Source organism: Roseovarius sp. MBR-51, assembly GCF_053628575.1.
This window is the reverse complement of record NZ_JBRJGQ010000006.1, coordinates 178,842-197,823: the sequence shown is the minus strand read 5'-3', so window position 1 is coordinate 197,823 and position 18,982 is coordinate 178,842. Positions and strand designations below refer to the sequence as shown.

Here is an 18,982-nt window from a genome sequence, read left to right as displayed (position 1 = left end):
TCTCAGCCGTCCAGATGCAGATAGACCCGGCGGTTCTGGCGGCCCTTCTTTTCGAATTTGCCCAGTCTGAGCCGCCCGATCTCGCCGGTGCGCGCCACATGTGTGCCGCCGCAGGGTTGCAGATCAACCTGATCTGCCCCCTGCCCGATCCGCACCAAGCGCACCCGGCCAGAGCCCATGGGCGGAGCCACCGACATGGTCTTGACCAGTCCGGGATTGGCGCGCAATGCGTCATCGGTGATCCAGTCTTCTGTCACTGGCAGATCCCTGTCTACCAGTTGATTGAGATAATCCTCAAGCGTGTCACGGTCGGTCGGCGCCTCGGGCATATCGAAATCAAGACGGCTGCGTTCCTCGGCGACGGCCCCGCCCGAAACGGGCAATGGGATCACCACCGACAAGAGGTGCAGCGCCGTGTGCATCCGCATCAGGCGGTGCCGCCTTGGCCAGTCGATCGTTTGCCGCAGAGCGGTGCCAACGGGCGGCAAAGGCTGCGGCTCTGCCGCGACAAGGGCAATAGCCGCACCGTCGGCCTTGACCGCCGTGGCAATCGGCAGGCTACGCCCCCGCCACTCAAGCCGCCCACTGTCGCCCGGCTGCCCGCCACCAGTGGGATAGAACAGGCAATGGTCCAGCACAATGCCCCCCTCCGGCGTATGGGCGGTCACGACCGCCTCGGCCTCGGTCTGATAGGCATCCTGCCGAAAGAGCGCTCGGGTCATCGCCCATCCCCCCCACCGTCGCCGTCAACATCGCCTTCGGTCAGGCCGGCCGGCGCGCGGCTGGTTTGGCCTTCGGCCTCAACAGGTGGCTCTTGAGGCGTGCTTGTCGGGGTACGAAACCAGATATCCTGTTGCGGGAATGGAATCTCGATCCCCTCCTCGGCAAAGCGGCGCGCGATTTCGTGGTTCATATCGGATTTCACGCTGGCCACCCAATTCACATCGCGCAGGATGGCGCGGATCTCGAAATCCAGCGAACTTGCCCCGAAACTCTGGAACAGCACCGTCGGCGGCGGCTGCATCAGCACCATCGGATGCGCCTCGGCCACGTCGCGCAGGATACTTTCCACCCGGCGCGTGTCAGTGCCATAGGCCACGCCCACCGGCACAATTACCCGGCCCACGGTATTGCCTCGGGTATAATTCGTCACCGTGCCGCTGACGAAATCGGCATTGGGCACAATCACATCTGTGCGGTCAAAGGTCTCGATCCGGGTCGAGCGCACCGAGATCGAGCGCACATAGCCATGCTGGCCGCCCACCTCGATCCAATCCCCTTCTGAAATCGGCCGCTCGATCAACAAGATGATGCCCGAGACAAAGTTGGACACGATGTTTTGCAGACCGAAACCGATGCCCACCGACAGCGCACCAGCCACGATGGCGAGCGAACTGAGATCAATTCCGGCACTGGTGATCGCGATCAGCGAAGCAAGGAAGATCCCGATATATCCGACGCCTGACACAATGGCATTGCGCCCGCCCATATCGAGTTTGGTTTTGGGCAGGATCGAGTTCTTGAGGGTCCCCTGAACCAACCGCGTGAGCAAATAGCCGATCGTAAACACCGCCGCGAGCGTGAGAAACCCGGTGGGCGAAATGGTGATACCGCCAAAGCTGACGCCTTGGGTAAATCGCAACCACGCCTCATGCAGCTGTGCAGGCCGCGCCCCCCAGATGAGGGCAAAGATCGGCACCGACGCCAGCACAAAGACAAAACCTAGCAGCACCGGAAAGAGCGATTCCTCGGCGTTTTGCGAATTGCCGCGCAGCATGATGTAAACTTCGGTCAGGATGCGCTGCAACAGCAGCAGGGCTGCGATCATCATCAGCGACAGCAGCGCCGGCAGCATCATCGCCTCGGCGGCAGCCACATACCCGATGGCGGCCAACACGGGCGCAAGGATTGCCAAGGCCCAGAGCACGCGGGCCAGAATGCGCGCCAGTTTGCTGCGGAACCCGAGCTCGGATTCCGCCTCATCCGCCGTGGCGCGGTTGTGCTGCATCAAGAGCCGTGCCAGTCGCCACAACAGCAGCGACGCCACAACCATGATCGGGAAAATCAGAACGTTTCTGGCCTCTTCGGACCATCCAAATCCATTGGCAAGATCCTGAACATAGGCAAAACCCGCAACCACAAGGCCAAGCATCGCCCCGCATAGCCGTCCGGTATAGCGCTCTGCGGTCTCGAGGTTGAGCAGGGAAATTTGCAGATCATCACGCGGAAAGACGCGCAACGCCAACCAACGCGCCAAAAGGAAAATGAAAATCGCCGACGGGATGGACCCGATCACCAAGAGCCCCTTGGAGCCGAGCAATCCGGTCAAAGCCGCAGCAGCAACCAAAGCGATGGTGCCCAGATAGGGCAGAAGCCAGTCCCCGAGCGATATGGCAAAGGCAGAAAGACGCCGTCCTGCGGTCGGGGTTGATCCCAGAACCCGCGCGTAAAGACGGGTCGTCCAGATGCGTCCCCGGCTGATCAGAAAAATCCCGATCAGACAGAGAACAAAGACCCCCGGCAGACTGCCTTGGAACCGTTCCCGGCGAAAGGCGCTCTGCCAGTTGGTGGCGGTTTCTGCACGCAACGTCTCTACAGTGCGATAGAGCGTCTTGACCGCCTCGGGCCAGTGCAATGGATTGACGGGCGACGGACCAAGACGCAACAGGGCCTCGGTCTGGCGGTTGCTGATCACCCGGTCGATCGCGCTCACCAGCCCCTCGGCACGGCTTCGGGCCAGTTCGGCCAACTTCACCGGAGCCTCGAGTCGCGCAAGGCGGCGCTTCAATTCCTCGCGCTGAGCGGCGATGTCTTCGGGTTCTTCGCCACTTTCAGGCACCGGCCCAAGCGAGTCAATCTGACTGCGCACCGTGGCTATCGCGGCGGCGTTGCTGCCTTGCATGTCAACGAATTGCTGACGCCAGCCATTGACCTGACTGCGCATGCTTTCGAGATCTTCGGTCGAGGCATCGGCATTTGTGATCATCTCGTCGGCGCTGTCCGCGAGATCTTCCCAGGCGACGTAATCCGGGGCGTCAGGGCTATGTTGGCCCTGCGCCAGACCGGATGGAACGTGAACAACCGCCGCGCTGAATGCCAGACAGAGGATCAGGCCAAGTTGCCGCAGCACCCGTGTCACCCTGCGAACACTCCGGGAATGGAGCGCGGCGCCTGATCGAGCCAATTCGGTGTCGGCAGGTTGTTGGCGCGCAGAAACTCAGGATTGAAGAGCTTGGATTGATAGCGTGTGCCGTAATCGCAGAGGATCGTCACGATAGTATGGCCGGGTCCCATCTCGCGGGCCATGCGGATGGCTCCGGCGATATTGACGCCGGTCGAAGCGCCCATGCACAGCCCCTCGTGTTGAAGGAGATCAAAGACGATGGGCAACGCCTCGGCATCGGGAACCTGACAGGCGAAATCGGGGGCGAACCCCTCAAGATTGGCTGTGATGCGGACCTGCCCGATGCCTTCGGCGATCGACGAGCCTTCGCTCTCCAACTCGCCGTTGGTGTACCAGGAATAGAGCTTGGCCCCCATCGGATCGGCGATTCCCACCTTGACGCCCTTGGGCTGCAACGCCATGCCGACCCCCGCCAATGTGCCGCCCGATCCCACCGCGCAGATGAACCCATCGACCTTTCCACCCGTCTGATCCCATATCTCGGGTCCGGTGGTCTCGATATGCGCCTGACGATTGGCCACATTGTCGAACTGGTTGGCCCAAATCACGCCATTGGGTTCGGTTCTGGCAAGCTCGGATGCCAGCCGCTCGGAATAGCGCACAAAGTTGTTGGGGTTGGAATAGGGCGCTGCGGGCACCTGAACCAGATCGGCCCCAGCGAGGCGGAGCATGTCCTTTTTCTCCTGACTTTGCGTTTCAGGGATCACGATCACTGTCTTGAACCCAAGCGAGGCCCCAACCAGCGCCAGACCGATGCCGGTGTTGCCAGCGGTGCCTTCGACAATCGTGCCACCGGGTTTCAGGTCACCGCGCGAAATGGCGTCACGGATGATGAAGAGGGCAGCCCGGTCCTTGACCGATTGACCGGGGTTCAGAAATTCGCATTTGCCGAGGATTTCACAGCCGGTTTCCTCACTGGCGCGACGCAGACGAATAAGGGGAGTATTTCCCACGGCTGCGGCCAGATCCTGTGCGATGCGCATCTCTCATGCTCCTGTGGTCAAAGTGTTGTCTTGGTTTAGGCGCTCGGATGCTGGAACTCAAGCCGATGCGCGCAGGCGCGCGCGTTCGCGCTCCAGCCAGATCAAACTCAGGATCAACGGACCGTTGTTCGCTTCGCCAGTTCGGAGCAGTGCCATTGCACGTTCAAAATCAATGACATGGGTGCGGATGTCTTCATGTTCCGTGGCCAGACCGCCCTGGCCCGTATCGGTATCGGGCAAGTCGCAAACGCCAAGGAAAATATGGAAGAACTCCGTAGAGTAGCCCGGTGTGCAGTAATGCGCGGAAATCTTCTCGAGATGGCGCAGTGTCAGCCCCGCTTCTTCCAGACATTCGCGCCGTGCCGCATCTTCCGGTGACTCGCCGCCATCTATACGGCCTGCGACGGGTTCCAGCATCCAAGGGTGCGGATCGCCGCGCCCATAGGGGCCCATGCGAAACTGTTCAACAAGCAGCACCCGGTCGCGGACTGGATCATAGGGCAGCACCAATGCAGCGTCTGTGGCAACAAAAACCTCACGGCCCAGGGTGGCGCTCATAGTCCCGTCAAAGCGCGGATGGCGCAGCGTATAGGCACGAGACAGAAAGAAACCGACGTGGGTGATCTCGCACGCCATATCCTGAACCTGATCGGCATGGGTTGAGCTGCGCAGGCTGGCCGGGGCCGATTGGCGCGCGGCAACCCTGCCGCCCGCGCGCGACAGGATCATTGGCAGGCGGTCCGCCAGATCAGCGGCGGTCACGCGGTCTTTGACGATCATGATTTCACGCGCAGCCGCTTGCAGGATGGCCCCTGATTTTGCCACCCACTCTTGGGGATGCCACGCGCAGCGCCCCGGTCGACCGGGAAACACCAGCACATCACGCTCTGTCCCATCCTGCACGACCACAAGTCTCTCAACCGGGCCCAACCCCAGCACCTGTGCGAGATAAGAGAGCCGCGCCACGGCGTCAGCACCTGAGATCAAGAGACCTTCGGCATTGCCCTGCCCCGCGCTCAGGCCAGAAACCGGCACGGGTTCGTCACACAGGGTAATCGCTAGTCCCGGCGCTTGGGCTGGACGGACATGCGCATCGCCGATCACGGTCTGAAGCAACATCGGGGTAGCCAGCGGACCATAGATAAAGAGCGGTTCCGTCAGGACCACCTGTGCGACACCCATTCCGAAACGATCCCGACGACAATCCCGCCCGTGACCAGCAGACCGATCAGTGGTCCGTGGATCATCAGGCTGCCATATTCCACAATCAGTTCAAACATCGACATAACGCCCTCGACGACCCCGTCGTACCGATTGTCGAGCGCGCGCTTGAGCATCTCGTTGAGGCTCTGGAGAAAAAGCGCCCAGAACACCAGCGCGCCGACACCCGTCAATCCGGCGCTGAACCCCTCGGCATAGCCAAAGCCCAACCGCTTGCCGGTCACGCGCCAGCCGCAAATCGCGCCAAGGACAACGTTGACCACATTGAACCAACCGAAATTGGTATCTTCGGGCATGAGAGGGCGAAAGATCTCTGATCCGTACCACCCCAATGCGCCCAGACCGATCGCTGCGACCAGCCTCCCGGCAGTTGGCATGTGATCTGTGACGGGCATCTATCCGGGCCTTGTGATGGTGATCTGTGTCACATCGCAACTACCGCCTTTGAAGGCCCCCGCGCAAGAGGTCAGGTAGAAATTCCACATCCGGCGAAAGCGCTCGTCAAAGCCCATTTCGGCAATCGCGTCCCATTTGTCGTTGAAAGTCTGGTGCCACCGGCGCAGGGTCTGGCTGTAACTCTCGCCAAACTCGATGGAGCGCGCGACGTTGAGACCTGCCCGCTCGATTTCTGCGCGCAGCGCGGTGGGGCTGGGCAACATGCCACCGGGAAAGATGTATTTCTGGATGAAATCCACATCGGTGCGGTAGCTTTCCCACCGCTTGTCTTCGACCGTGATGATCTGCAGCGTGGCCAGAGCACCGGGATTGAGGCGCTCGCGCAGGCTGTCAAAGAACACGGGCCAATACCGTTCGCCCACCGCCTCGAACATCTCGATACTGGCGATGCCATCGTAGGTGCCGCGCTCGTCGCGGTAGTCCTGCAACTTGAGCGTGACCCGGTCCGACAGGCCCGCACGCGCCATCCGGTCGCGCGCATATTTCAACTGCTCCGCGCTGATCGTGAGGCCGGTCACGCGCAGCCCGCGTTCCTTGGCGGCATATTCGGCAAAGCCGCCCCAGCCACAACCGATTTCCAGCACATGATCGCCGGGTTTCACCCCCATCTGATCCACCATGCTGGCATATTTGGCGATCTGCGCCTGTTCGAGACTGTTTTGGCCGGGCTGAAAGATCGCGCTGGAATAGGTCATCGTTTCATCCAGCCAGAGGCTGTAGAACTCATTGCCGAGATCGTAGTGATAGCTGATGTTGCGGCGCGCTTGGGTCTTGGAATTGCGCTTGAACCAGAACCGGATGCGCTCGTAGATCTGCGCCACCCGCTGACCGGGATAGCCGTTGTAAATCCCGTCATTGTCATCGTTGAGCAGATCCATGAACGCCTGCAAATCGGGCGTGGACCAATCCCCATCGAGATAAGCCTCGCAAAACCCAAGATAGCCCTCGCGCACAAGGCGCGCAAAGACCTCGGGATCGTGGATGTCCAGCACGGCCACCGGGCCGGGGCGCTGTCCCTCGGCGCGGAACACACGCCCATCCGGCAAGCGGATATCGAGCCTCCCGGCGTCGATCTGACGGGCCACGCCGAAGCAACGGGAAAAATAGCGCGGCAGGCCTGTCTGGCCGGTGGTGTCGGTCAGGATCATGCGCTCGGTCCTCTTGTTATCTGTCAGTGCAACAGCCGTTGGCCCAGCGGTCAAGTCGGTCATGGCTCAGAACTCCCGTGCTTCATAAGCCGCAAGTGCGCGATTTCGGCCTCTGGCAAGATCGACCAACCGGTTGGGATAGGAGGATGTCGACGACAGACCCCAACGGCGGGGAATGGCCTCGAAATAGTCAAGCGCCGTCGCGGGGGGGTGCCCCTGTCCCTCGGCTATCCATCGACGGGTATAGGCACCGTCACGGTCGAATTTTTCCAACTGCGTTTCGGGGTTGAAAACCCGGAAATAAGGGGCGGCATCCGGGCCGCATCCCGCCGCCCATTGCCAGCCCATCGCGTTCGAGGCCGGGTCCCAATCCGTGAGGCAGTCGGCGAACCAGTCCAGACCAACCTTCCAATGCGTCATCAGGTGCTTGGTCAGATAGGACGCCACGATCATCCGCGCGCGGTTGTGCATCTTGCCTGTCACATACATCTCGCGCAGGGCGGCATCGACAAAAGGCTCTCCGGTGCGGCCCTGTTTCCACGCGATGACGTCGGGATGCTCAGCATCGGTAGACCACGGAAAGGCATCCCAATCCGTCCGCCAATTGTCCGTCAGGATATGTGGCGTGTGATACATGAGATGATAGGCAAACTCGCGCCAGACCAACTCCTTGAGCCAATGTTCCGCTCCCTGTGCCCCAGCATGCAAGGCCCGCTGACCGGCATGCCAACATTGCCGGGGCGAAATTTCCCCGTAGGTCAGGTTTTCAGAGAGGCTGGATGTGGCCTCCACCGCCGGAAAATTGCGCGCGTCCTTGTAGTCCGCGATGGCTCCGTCGGTGAAGGCGTGCAGGCGATCCATTGCCGCCGCTTCGCCCACACGCTGATAGGGCAGGCAAACCTTTGCACCACGCACCATCGCCGCCCCCATATTCCAGTCATCCAGGCCATCACTGACGGGCCAAATGTCCGGGGCCAGGATCGTTGACGGCGCCCGAAGAGGCACCACCACCTCGCGATCCTTCACCGCGCGCCACATCGGACTATAGACGCGGTAGAACCCGCCGGTCTTCGTCTCGACAGTCCAAGGCTCGAACATCACATGACCGGCATGGCTCTGCGCGGCTACGCCATCCTCACGCAACGCGGATTTAACCGCCTTGTCGCGTTCGATTGCCTGCGGATCATAGAGCCGGGACCAATGCACAGCCCCTGCCCCGGTCTCAGCCACCAGTGCCCGCAGGATCTCAAGGGCAGAACCGCGACGCAGGATCAGACGGCTGCCTTTGTCCTCCAGATCGCGCGCCAAAGATGCCAGCGACAGACCCAGCCGCCATTTCGGCGCGGCCCCCAGCCCCGCCACGCTCTCATCATGGATAAACACTGGTATGATCGGCCCACCGCCCTCGACCGCGGCACAGAGCGCCGGGTGGTCCGCCAGACGCAAATCGCGTCTGAACCATACAATTGTTGGTGATTTCACCGTCATCCCCTGCCCCGGTCTTTGGTGGGTATACGGTTCGTCTCAGCGGACGGATCAAAGAATATCATCAAGCGCGGTCAAGAGTTTGTCCACCTCGTCGCGGGTCGTGTAATGCACGAAACTCAGCCGCAAAACGCCACGCTCGGGGTCTACACCCATGGCTGTCAGGGGCCGCACAGCATAGAAATCGCCACCCCCCGCCATGATCCCATGCCCCGCCAATTGCGCCGCCGCCTCGGCCCCCGCCCGGTTGAGGGCGACGGCCACAGTCGGTGCCTTTTGCCCGGCCTCCACCGGGCCGATCAACCGCGCCGAATTGCGATCCTTGAGAAAATCCAAGAGCGGCTGCAAAAGCGCTGTTTCATGCGCCCGCATGAGATCATGCACCCCTGCTGCCCGTGTCACCGCAGCGCCTGTGATCCCGTGATGCGCTGCCAGATCGTCGATATAATCCGCCATGCCCGCACTTGCAGCAACCTGCGCATGGTCCGGGCCCGCCGGCGTGAAACGCTTGTAGAGCGTGGCTGCGTTGAAATAATGCGCCTGATTGGGCAAGAGATTGCCCAATTCCCGCCGGATCACCATGATGCCCTGATGCGGCCCATAGGTCTTGTAGGCCGAAAAGAGGTAGATATCCGGCCCCATCCCGCCCACATCAGGCAGGCCATGCGGCGCGTAGCTGACCCCATCGACACAAACAAAGGCCCCGGCGGCATGCGCCAGCGCCGTAATCTCGACCACCGGGTTGATCGCCCCCACTACGTTCGAGCAATGCGGAAAACACACCAGCCGCACCCGGTCATCGAGCAGGTTCTCGAGGTCCGCAGGATCGAGCAAGCCACTCTCGGGATTGATCTTCCACTCGCGCACCTCAAAGCCCGCATCGGCCAACCGCCGCCACGGCCCGGAATTTGCCTCGTGATCCTGATTGGTGACGATGATCGCATCGCCCGGCTCCATCCACTGCCGGAACGCTTGCGCGAGAACATAGGTGTTCTGCGTGGTCGACGGGCCGAAACTCAGCTCATCCGCGGCCACCCCCATCATCGCCGCCAAGCGCGCCCGCGCCTCGTCCATCTCGGCGCCTGCCAGTTGGCTGGCCGCATAGGGCGCATAGGGCTGCACCTTGCGTTGCCGGTAATACCGCTCCAGCCGCGCGATCACCGGGCCGCAGGTATAAGACCCGCCCGCATTCTCGAAAAATGCCTGCCCCGCAAGGCTCGGTTCCGCAAAGGCCGGAAATTGCGCGCGCACGAAATCGGTGTCGAGTGTCATATTTGTCCCCATTGTCCCTTTTGGCCGCCACAAAACAGCAAAGCCCCCCGGCACGCAAGCGCCGGAGGGCCTCAAGATGACAGTCATGGGAAGGTTAGAGGCTTTTCATTTCGCTCTGCAAGCCACGAAAGATCGCCCAGCACATCACCAACAGCACCAAAGTAAAGGGTAGACCCGTCGAAATCACCGCCGATTGCAGCGCCGCAAGGCCACCGCCGATCAAGAGCACAATGGCAACCGCCCCTTCAAAGATGCACCAGAACACCCGCTGCGCGACAGGCGCATCAACCTTGCCACCCGCCGTGATCGTATCAATGACCAGCGAGCCGGAATCCGAGGAGGTGACAAAGAACACCACCACAAGGATGATCCCGATGGTCGAGGTGATCGTCGCCAAAGGCAACGCATCGAGCATCTGAAAGAGCTTGAGCTCCAGCGGCGCATTCATGGCCGCGTCATATCCATCCGCAACAACCTGATTGAGTGCCGTGCCGCCGAACACGCTCATCCAGAGCACGCACACCAGCGATGGGATCAACAGCACGCAGATCAGGAACTCCCGCACCGTACGGCCCCGGCTCACACGGGCGATGAACATTCCCACAAAGGGCGACCAGCTGATCCACCACGCCCAATAAAACGCGGTCCAACCCTGCATGAAATTGGTGTCCTCACGCCCGAACGGATTGGAAAGCGCCAGGAGGTTCTGCAGATAGGCCCAGAGGCTGTCAAAGAAGAACGTCAGCAGAAAGATCGGCCCGCCCACAAGAAACACAAAGATCAGCAGCAGGCCAGCCAGCCCCATATTGATCTCGGACAGCACCTTGACCCCACCATCAAGACCCCGCACCACCGAAATGAGCGCAATCGACGTGATGCCGGTAATCAGCAGCACCAAGAGCAGGCTGGAATCCGGCACGCCACTGTCTTCAGTATTGCCATAGGTGATGCCAAGGAAACTGCGCGTTCCCTCTGCCGCGTCGCCAGATCCAAACAGGAACGTCAGACCCGACGCGGCCTGTTCCGCGCCAAAACCGAGCGATGTCGCGAGGCCAAAGAGCGTAGCAAAGACCGCCAGCGTGTCGATGGCATGTCCCCACCAACCCCAGACCCTCTCGCCCAGAATGGGATAAAACGCCGAGCGGAGCGTGAGCGGCAAGCCCTTGTTATAGCTAAACAGCGCCAACGCGAGAGCAACAACCGCGTAGATCGCCCAAGGATGCAGACCCCAGTGAAAAATTGTCGCCGCCATGCCCAATCGCGTTGCCGCTTGCGGATCCCCTCCTGCGGCACCGAGAGGCGCCCAATCGCTACGCGCCCCGTCCTCCATCGCCGTGCCGCCCAAGGCACTGGAAAAATGGCTCATCGGCTCTGACACCCCAAAGAACATGAGGCCAATACCCATGCCAGCGGCAAACAACATCGCGAACCAGCCGATATAGCTGTAATCCGGTGTCGCCTCATCGCCCCCCAGCCGCACCTTGCCGAACGGGCTGACAATCAGAAACAGACAAAAGATCACAAAGACATTGGCGGCAGTCAGAAAGAACCAGTCAAAGCCCTTGGTAACGGCCGAAAAGAGCCAGTCAAACACGCTCGCCGCCTGATCCGGCAGGGCCAGAGCATAGAAAACGAAGACCACGATCGACATCCCGGAGATGAAAAAGACCGGGTTGTGAATATCAAGGCCGAAAGGCCCGACATTGTCCTGCCCGATCGTATACTCCGTATCGATCACATCCGACTGCCCCTCTGGCGCAGGTATCCCTTGGTTTGTTGTTTCGTCGGCCATCTGGCCTCCTTTTCCTGTTTTCTTGGCTGCCAGCCCTGTTCCGTCACGGAGGATTGTCACCGCTCTGGCGCGGCGTGCGGCAGCGTTTCGGGTTCGGGCGCACAGCATGACCCCTACGCGAGCCGGGCCGCAGAGGCCGGTGTCTATCTCTGGCTTTTAGCAAAAAACCGCCAAGGGTCGCAACCCAATGACGGGAAACATGTAACTTTTCCGCCATCCCAATGTCGCAAACGTCATGCTCTTGGGGATTCGCACGCGGCATTTCAGGTCAATCCCGATGTCACTTTGGCGGCGCGGGGGCTCTGTTCGGCGAAACCCGGCACCCGACCTGCCCCCGATCCATGCCGCGAGGGTCGTATTCTGACCGCAGAGCGCCGGAATACCCGCTCAATATGCAGGCACCGCCATGAGAAAAAGCTCCGATGGGGAAGAGGCCGACTTCAGAGTCATAAAATATCCCCGCTCACGCAAAATGAACCAGGGATGTCACACATGAGTATTAAACCCCCCTTCACCGATCTCGAGATCAAGACCGCCCCACAGGGATTCTACGAGGGCTACAGCCTGCCCATCGCGCTGATCTCCAAAACCTCGATGGCGCTGTTGGTAATCTGGGCGCTGGTCTGGCCACTCAATGCCAATGCCACGCTCTCCAGCCTCAACTGGTATTTGCTGGAAGGGTTCAACACCTTCTATATCCTCGCCACGGGCATGTTCGCCTTTTTTCTCTTTATCGTGGCGCTCTTGCCTGCGACGGGCAAGCGACTGATGGGGCGCCACGGCGAACAGCCGGAGTTCTCCAATTTCTCATGGTTCTCGATGATGTTCGGCGCAGGGCTCGGCGTGGGTCTCATGGTCTTTGCCACGGCGGAACCACTGGGTCTCTGGGGCTCGAACCCCGAGACCGTGACCGGGGCTGTCACCGGCAACACCGCCGATGGCATCACCCCGGCCTACCGCTATACCTTCGCACATTACGGCTTTCACGCTTGGGCGATCTATGTGGTGACGGGGCTCAGCCTCGCCTATTACGCCTATACCCGTGACATGCCGCTCACGATCCGTTCGGCGCTGACCCCGCTTCTGGGACGCGCGGCCAATGGCCTCTTGGGCGATGTCGTGGATATCCTCGGCGTCGTGGCCACCATTCTCGGGGTCTCCGTCACCATCGGCTTTGGCGTGTCGCAATTCGTCGACGGCGTCTATGCGGTCAGCGGCATGGGCTGGCTGATGGACACCACCGGCGAGGCACCGAAACCCACGACAACAGGCCTTATCGCGGCACTTCTGGCGATCATGGGCCTGTCGATCCTTTCGGCGGTTTCGGGCGTCGGACGCGGCATCAAGTATCTGTCGAACATCAACCTCGTGTTGTCGGTCCTCCTCTTGCTGGTGTTCATCGTCTTTGGCTCCTTCGCCTTTGCGATGACGAAATATGCAACGGCGCTGGCCGATTACATCCTGCATTTTGTTTCGCTGTCTTTCAACGCCTATGGGCCACTCTCGGCCGAGGCCTTTGCTGCCGCCCTGCCCGCAGATGCCGCTCCTCTGGCCGGTGATCTCTTTGGCGGAGCCACCAATGCTTGGGGCAGCTATGAGGGCTTTGCCGGTGGATTGACCGGGGCTGCGGCAGAATTGCCGGACGCGACCAAACTGGCAGCCTATGAGGCGGGCACCCAAGGCCGTCTCTTTGGCTGGCAGGCGGGCTGGACGACCTTTTACTGGGCTTGGTGGATTGCCTTCTCGCCCTTCGTCGGGCTTTTCTTGGCGCGCATCTCCAAGGGCCGCACAGTGCGGGAGTTCATCTTGGGATGTGTCATTGCGCCGGCGCTGGTCTGCTTTGCCTGGATGACCATTCTCGGGGCCACGGCGATTGATCTGGAACTGAGTGGCGTGGCACAAGGCGCGATCATCGGTGCCTCCAATACCAACAAACTGTTTGTCACGCTCGGCTTCATGATTGACGGCGGGTTGCTGACGGGTGTCACCATCATGTGCGTGGTGCTGATCATGACCTTTCTTGTCACCTCTGCGGACTCGGGCATTCTGGTGATGAACACCATCATGTCGGGCGGTCAGGCGGAAACCGGCATCAAGCACCGGATCATCTGGGGCATCATCCTGACGCTGGTGATTGGCGCGCTGATCATCGCGGGCAATTCGGGCGCTGCCGCCGATCCGTTCGAGGCGCTCAAGAACGCCATGATCATCGGCGCGCTCCCGTTTGCCATCGTGATGGTGCTGATGGTCATATCGCTGACCAAGGCGCTTTACCGCGACCACCTGCGCGAAAAGCACGGGGTTATGGCCGAGCAACCGGCGGAGTGATCATAGAGACGTAAAACCAAAAGACGCCGCGCCCCCGCGCGGCGTCATTCTTTTTGACGTGCCCGGTCCCGATAATAGGCCAAGACATAAATCCGGATCGCCGTGGCCAAGCCTACGTCAACCCCGCGCCCTTCATCAATTTCAGCCGCCAAGACATTGAGCGCCATGGATTTTTCCTCGCAAATCTCGCGAAACGCTTGCCAAAACTCATCCTCGAGCGACACGCTGGTGCGATGGCCGCGCAACGTGAGCGAGCGTTTGACCGGGCGCGCGCTCATCGCGGCCAGGGCTTGGGGGCTCTGCCCCCGTCCCGGACAGGGTCACGGCCTCTCCCGAGGTAGTCCAGATCAGATGAAACCGCCATCAATCCTTGTCCAGACGATGGTCATCGAGGGCGGCGCGCGCCTTGTCGGCCTGCGCTTGCTCAATCGCCTTCTGCGCCTTGGTTCGGCCAAAGCGCGCGGCATTCTCCTCCGCGCGGGCCTTTTCAGCGGCCCGCGCCTTTTGCTTGCGCACCCGGTTCAGATTGACCGGGGCGTCGCTCATTTCGGTCCGATCATGTCTTCGGGGCGCACCACGCGATCAAAGGTCTCGCCATCGACAAAACCAAGCGCAATCGCCTCTTCGCGCAGGGTCGTGCCGTTCTTATGCGCGGTCTTGGCGACCTTGGTGGCATTGTCATAACCGATCGTAGGCGCCAGCGCCGTCACCAGCATGAGGCTTTCCTGCATCAGCTTTTCGATGCGTGGGCCATTGGCCTCGATGCCATTGAGCATCCTCTCGGTGAAACTGTCAGCGGCATCACCCAAAAGCTGCATGGATTGCAATAGGTTATAGGCCATCATCGGGTTGTAGACATTCAATTCGAAATGTCCTTGGCTGCCCGCGAACTTGATCGCCGCGTCATTGCCCATGACATGGGCCGCCACCTGCGTCAGCGCCTCGGCCTGCGTCGGGTTGACCTTGCCCGGCATGATCGACGACCCCGGCTCGTTCTCGGGCAGGATCAATTCACCAAGACCCGACCGCGGACCGGACCCGAGAAAGCGAATGTCATTGGCGATCTTGTAGCAAGAGCCTGCGACGGTTGCGAGCGCGCCGGACATGAAGACCATCGCGTCATGAGCGGCCAGCGCCTCGAACTTGTTGGGGGCGGTGACGAACGGCAAGCCGGTGATCTCAGCCATCTGCGCCGCCACGGTCGTATCCCAGCCTTTGGCGGTATTCAGGCCGGTGCCCACGGCGGTGCCGCCCTGCGCCAGCTCGTAAATGCCGGGAAGGCAGAGGTTCACCCGCGCGATCCCCTGCCGGATCTGATGCGCATAGCCCGAAAACTCCTGCCCCAGCGTCAGCGGCGTAGCATCCTGCGTATGGGTGCGGCCGATCTTGATGATGTCCTTGAACTCTTCCGACTTGGCCTCGAGCCCCGCCAAGAGCTTCTCCAGCCCCGGCAAAAGCACATCGCGCGCGGTCATAGCTGCGGCAATATGCATGGCCGTGGGGAAGGTGTCGTTGGACGATTGCCCCATATTCACATGGTCATTGGGATGCACCGGGTCCTTGGAGCCGATGACGCCGCCCAGAATTTCAATCGCCCGGTTGGCGATGACCTCATTGGCGTTCATGTTGGATTGCGTGCCCGATCCCGTCTGCCACACGACCAGCGGGAAATTGTCGTCGAACTTGCCCGAAATCACCTCTTGCGCGGCCTGAATAATCGCGTCGGCCAGACGCGCGTCTAATGTACCACTGGCCTTGTTGGCCTGCGCACAGGCCTGTTTGATCACACCGAGTGCGCGCACAATCGCGATGGGCTGCTTCTCCCAGCCAATCGGGAAATTCTGAATCGAGCGCTGCGTCTGCGCCCCCCAATATTTATCGGTGGGCACCTCAAGAGGGCCAAAGCTGTCGGTTTCGGTGCGGGTGGCGGTCATGGCAAAGCCTTTCGTGACAAGTTTGCCCCGTTCATACCGCAGTTGCACGAAATATCAATGCTGTATACGACGGAATACAGCGGGTCGCACCCGCGCGTTGCGCCTATGACTTGCGGAAACTGTCGAGGCTCACGACCTCGGCCTTGTTCGGACTCGGGTCATCATCCGGTGGCTCGGTATCGTCGAGGTCGTCGTCTTCCTCATCGACCTCTTGCGTCTCGAACCGCAGCCCGAATTCCACGGACGGATCAACAAAAGTCTGGATCGCGTCATAGGGCACATAAAGTCGCTCTGGCGCGTCGCCGAAATTCAAAGTCACGGCAAAGCCGTCATTGGTCACCTTGAGATCGTCATACCAATGCTGCATCACGACCGTCATCTCGGAGGGATAACGCTGTTTCAACCAGTTGGCGAGTTTGGCGTCGGGATGTTTGGTGTCGAAGGTGATGAAAAAATGATGTGCGCCCGGCAACCCCTCGGATTGCACCTTGCTCAACACCTCTTGGATGAGGCCGCGCATGGCACGGTGCATAAGATTTCCATAGTCGATTGATCGAGACATGTCGTACCCCGGGGAATTGCTGCATGTCAGCATAGGGGATTCTAAGCAAAACAAAAGACCTGCAATGCGCGGCTCAGATCAAAACATGAACCACCCCCGCCAGCGCCGCCATCAGCGCCAGTACCGGCACCATCGGCAGGCGCAACCCCAGCAGCAGCACGCCCGCGACCGCGACATAGACCGCATCACGCGGCGAAAAGCTGCTGATCTCGGGGCGGGGTCCAAATGCGCTCATCGTCACCTGACCGAAGAGCACATGCAGCGCGAACCACACCGAAAGGTTGAGGATCACCCCCACAACCGCCGCCGAAATCCCGGCCAATGCCCCCTTGAGACGGGGACGCGCGAGGATACGCTCGATATACGGCGCGCCGGTGAAAATCCATAAAAAGCAAGGAATGAACGTGACCCAGAGCGTAAGACAGGCCGCCAGCACCGCCATCCCGACCCCGCCCTGCGCATAGCCCGCCAAGAGACCCACAAACTCGGTCACAAGGATCAGCGGCCCCGGCGTGGTCTCGGCCAGCCCGAGCGCATCGATCATCTCCGCCGTGGTCAACCAGCCCTTGGTCGCCACCACCGTTTCGGTCATATAGGCCAGCACGGCATAGGCGCCGCCAAAGGTCACGACCGCCAGCTTGCTGAAGAAAAGCGCCAGATCCGTCAGGAACTCGGCCCCCATACCCCAAGCCAACAACACCGGCGCCGCCCAGAGCCCCCCCCAGACCAGCGCGGTCGTGACGGTCTGCGACAGCGGCACAGGGACAGGTGCGTCAAGCCCCGGCTCGGCCCTCACCCCCCGATGAGACCACCCCCCCCAGAGCGCCGCCGCCGCGATGATGAGCGGAAAGGGCACTGAGAGAAAGAACATCGCGACAAAACCCAAGCCCGCCAAGACCCAAGATGCCCGCCCTTTGAGCGCGCGCTGCGCAAGCTTCAAGAGCGCTTGCAACACGATCACCACGACCGCCGCCTTGATGCCCAGAAAGACCGCCTGCACCAGTGGCAGATCGCCGTAAGTGGCATAGCCAAGCCCAAGCACGAGGATCACCGCCGCGCCCGGCAGCACAAAGAGAAGCCCCGCGATCAGCCCGCCCAATACTCCGCGCAGACGCCAGCCCGCATAGGTGCTGAGTTGCATCGCCTCTGGCCCCGGCAAGAGCATGCAAAACGACAGCGCGCCCAAAAATTGCTGCTCGCTCAGCCAGCCGCGCCGTTCGACCAATTCGTCATGCATCATCGAGATTTGCGCCGCAGGCCCGCCAAAGCTCAGGAGGCCGATACGGGCAAAGCTGCGGAAAAGCTGGCTTGTGGATACATCCGTCATCTCTCACCCCCGCGCGGCTGGCCAGTCATGGCCCTCGTCAAATCCATCACGCGCCCAGCGATAAAGCGCATCGTAAAGCGTCATCCCAGCGTCCAACTGCGCAAGATCATCGCGATATTGCCGCGACAGCCCCACCGAAATCGCCAACAACCCTGCCGCTACCGGATGCAGATCATGTCTGTTGGTATCCGCCCCGCGCACGACAGCCGCCAGCCGCTGCAACGCGGGCGAGATCAAACCAAAGCTCTCAAGCATCGTGTCGAATGTGCAGGTCTCGCCACGGTGACTGAAATAAACGCCCTCGATGTCGAAGGGCGTCGCCCCAAAACGCTCGGCCACGCCCAAGACTTCGGAGGGCGAGACAAAGAGAAACCGCGCGGCTGGATCAACAAACCGCCGGATCAGCCAAGGACAGGCGATCCGGTCCACCTTGGGCCTGTGGCGTGTGACCCAGAGGGTTGCCCCCTCGACCGGCGCAGGCACCGCTGCAACAGGCACGCAGAGCGTCTCCTCGGCCGCACGCCAGGCTTGGATACCGCCCTGAAGATACTCGGCCTTCTCCCCCTCGCACGCGAGCAACGCCACCATCCCCTGACTGAGTTTCAGACCCTTCTGACAGACGATGATCGCGCGGCGGCCCTCAAGATGCACGATCAATCCCCTGATATCGCTGTGGGAATGACGGATAGATCCGGGAATGACAGACGGATCTGTCTCAAAATCCTCTGGTAGACGAATATCGACGATGACCGGGCAATCGGGCGTGCCGATCAGCCGATTGAGCTGCGATACGGTGATTTCAGTGGTGGCAGGCATGGCACATCCTCTGGGATTTCAGTGGATGCGACTTTGGGCCTTGGCCTCACGGGGCAGTCGCGTGAGGCCCCATGCCGCTTTTTGCACGCAAGGGGCGAACTCTGTCAAGGCTGAGGTGAAAGTGCAGGCTTCTGTTGCCAGGTGCCTGCGAACCCCGCCTTACGCGGCTAAGCGCAAGGGCTTAAGTTTCGGTTTGCTTACTGCTTACGCAGCAAGGGCCACCGGAGCACGGTTGTCATTTGCAACTGTACGTTTCGGACCGATAACGGTGGTACCTCACCGAGACAAAGCATAACCCCTTTAGACGTTCGTCGATCCTGTTTCGACCCCATGATCCCCAAATGAAGGATGTTTGGTGGAGTCGCCGGGTACCGCCCCCGGGTCCGATCCGCGTATTACGAGCGCGTTTATGTCCATAGTCCGCTTGCGCGAACACACCATACATAGGCGCTCTGATCGCACTTGCAAAGGGGG

16 protein-coding genes and 1 other RNA gene are annotated in these 18,982 nt (G+C 60.9%); 1 reads left to right on the top strand and 16 read right to left on the bottom strand.

Features of this window, described 5'->3' with window-relative positions; genetic code table 11:
* Positions 1–2: 2 nt before the first annotated feature.
* From ACSSVY_RS10755 to ACSSVY_RS10715, 9 genes are all read right to left on the bottom strand, one after another.
* Positions 3–722: an alanyl-tRNA editing protein gene (locus tag ACSSVY_RS10755; protein ID WP_454269553.1), complete on the bottom strand. Its 720-nt coding sequence runs from the start codon at positions 720–722 to the stop codon at positions 3–5.
* Positions 719–3,139, bottom strand: coding sequence for a DUF3772 domain-containing protein (locus tag ACSSVY_RS10750; protein WP_454269552.1), 2,421 nt, complete (start codon positions 3,137–3,139; stop codon positions 719–721). The genes ACSSVY_RS10755 and ACSSVY_RS10750 overlap by 4 nt, the downstream gene beginning before the upstream one ends.
* Positions 3,136–4,167: a cysteine synthase A gene (locus ACSSVY_RS10745; protein WP_454269551.1), complete on the bottom strand. Its 1,032-nt coding sequence runs from the start codon at positions 4,165–4,167 to the stop codon at positions 3,136–3,138. The genes ACSSVY_RS10750 and ACSSVY_RS10745 overlap by 4 nt, the downstream gene beginning before the upstream one ends.
* A gap of 57 nt (positions 4,168–4,224) precedes the next feature.
* On the bottom strand, positions 4,225–5,349 hold the full coding sequence (locus ACSSVY_RS10740) for an NUDIX domain-containing protein (protein WP_454269550.1): 1,125 nt from the start codon (positions 5,347–5,349) through the stop codon (positions 4,225–4,227).
* Entirely contained in the window at positions 5,325–5,783 is a 459-nt protein-coding gene (locus tag ACSSVY_RS10735; RefSeq protein WP_454269549.1) for a TrgA family protein, read from the bottom strand. The genes ACSSVY_RS10740 and ACSSVY_RS10735 overlap by 25 nt, the downstream gene beginning before the upstream one ends.
* A complete protein-coding gene (locus ACSSVY_RS10730) occupies positions 5,784–6,992 on the bottom strand; it encodes a class I SAM-dependent methyltransferase (protein ID WP_454269647.1) in 1,209 nt (402 codons plus the stop codon).
* A gap of 66 nt (positions 6,993–7,058) precedes the next feature.
* Entirely contained in the window at positions 7,059–8,480 is a 1,422-nt protein-coding gene (locus ACSSVY_RS10725; RefSeq protein ID WP_454269548.1) for a cryptochrome/photolyase family protein, read from the bottom strand.
* 48 nt (positions 8,481–8,528) lie between these two features.
* Positions 8,529–9,749: an aminotransferase class V-fold PLP-dependent enzyme gene (locus ACSSVY_RS10720; protein WP_454269547.1), complete on the bottom strand. Its 1,221-nt coding sequence runs from the start codon at positions 9,747–9,749 to the stop codon at positions 8,529–8,531.
* A 94-nt stretch (positions 9,750–9,843) separates the two neighbouring features.
* The gene (locus ACSSVY_RS10715; RefSeq protein WP_454269546.1) at positions 9,844–11,541 is read right to left on the bottom strand and encodes a BCCT family transporter; all 1,698 of its coding nucleotides are present in this window, start codon (positions 11,539–11,541) and stop codon (positions 9,844–9,846) included.
* A 492-nt stretch (positions 11,542–12,033) separates the two neighbouring features.
* Here ACSSVY_RS10715 and ACSSVY_RS10710 point away from each other — a divergent pair, with 492 nt between their 5' ends.
* On the top strand, positions 12,034–13,869 hold the full coding sequence (locus ACSSVY_RS10710; RefSeq protein WP_454269545.1) for a BCCT family transporter: 1,836 nt from the start codon (positions 12,034–12,036) through the stop codon (positions 13,867–13,869).
* Between the two features lie 44 nt (positions 13,870–13,913).
* Here the strand turns inward: ACSSVY_RS10710 and ACSSVY_RS10705 are convergent, their stop codons facing one another.
* The 7 genes from ACSSVY_RS10705 to ssrA all read right to left on the bottom strand — a co-directional run bounded on the left by ACSSVY_RS10705 (position 13,914) and on the right by ssrA (position 18,981).
* Complete coding sequence (locus tag ACSSVY_RS10705; protein ID WP_454269544.1) at positions 13,914–14,147, bottom strand: ribbon-helix-helix domain-containing protein; 234 nt, start codon at positions 14,145–14,147, stop codon at positions 13,914–13,916.
* Positions 14,148–14,232: 85 nt separating this feature from the next.
* A complete protein-coding gene (locus tag ACSSVY_RS10700) occupies positions 14,233–14,415 on the bottom strand; it encodes a DUF4169 family protein (RefSeq protein WP_454269543.1) in 183 nt (60 codons plus the stop codon).
* Complete coding sequence (gene fumC / locus ACSSVY_RS10695) at positions 14,412–15,803, bottom strand: class II fumarate hydratase (protein WP_454269542.1); 1,392 nt, start codon at positions 15,801–15,803, stop codon at positions 14,412–14,414. Before fumC ends, ACSSVY_RS10700 begins: the two co-directional genes overlap by 4 nt.
* Before the next feature lie 103 nt (positions 15,804–15,906).
* Positions 15,907–16,365 (bottom strand): SspB family protein, encoded by a 459-nt coding sequence (locus ACSSVY_RS10690; protein WP_454269541.1) that lies wholly within the window; start codon positions 16,363–16,365, stop codon positions 15,907–15,909.
* Positions 16,366–16,438: 73 nt separating this feature from the next.
* Positions 16,439–17,692 carry a chromate efflux transporter gene (gene chrA, locus ACSSVY_RS10685; RefSeq protein WP_454269540.1) on the bottom strand — a complete coding sequence of 418 codons (1,254 nt, stop codon included), beginning with the start codon at positions 17,690–17,692 and terminating at the stop codon, positions 16,439–16,441.
* A gap of 3 nt (positions 17,693–17,695) precedes the next feature.
* The gene (locus ACSSVY_RS10680) at positions 17,696–18,508 is read right to left on the bottom strand and encodes a chromate resistance protein ChrB domain-containing protein (protein ID WP_454269539.1); all 813 of its coding nucleotides are present in this window, start codon (positions 18,506–18,508) and stop codon (positions 17,696–17,698) included.
* A gap of 120 nt (positions 18,509–18,628) precedes the next feature.
* Positions 18,629–18,981, bottom strand: a transfer-messenger RNA (tmRNA) gene (gene ssrA, locus ACSSVY_RS10675).
* Between the last annotated feature and the right edge of the window lies 1 nt (position 18,982).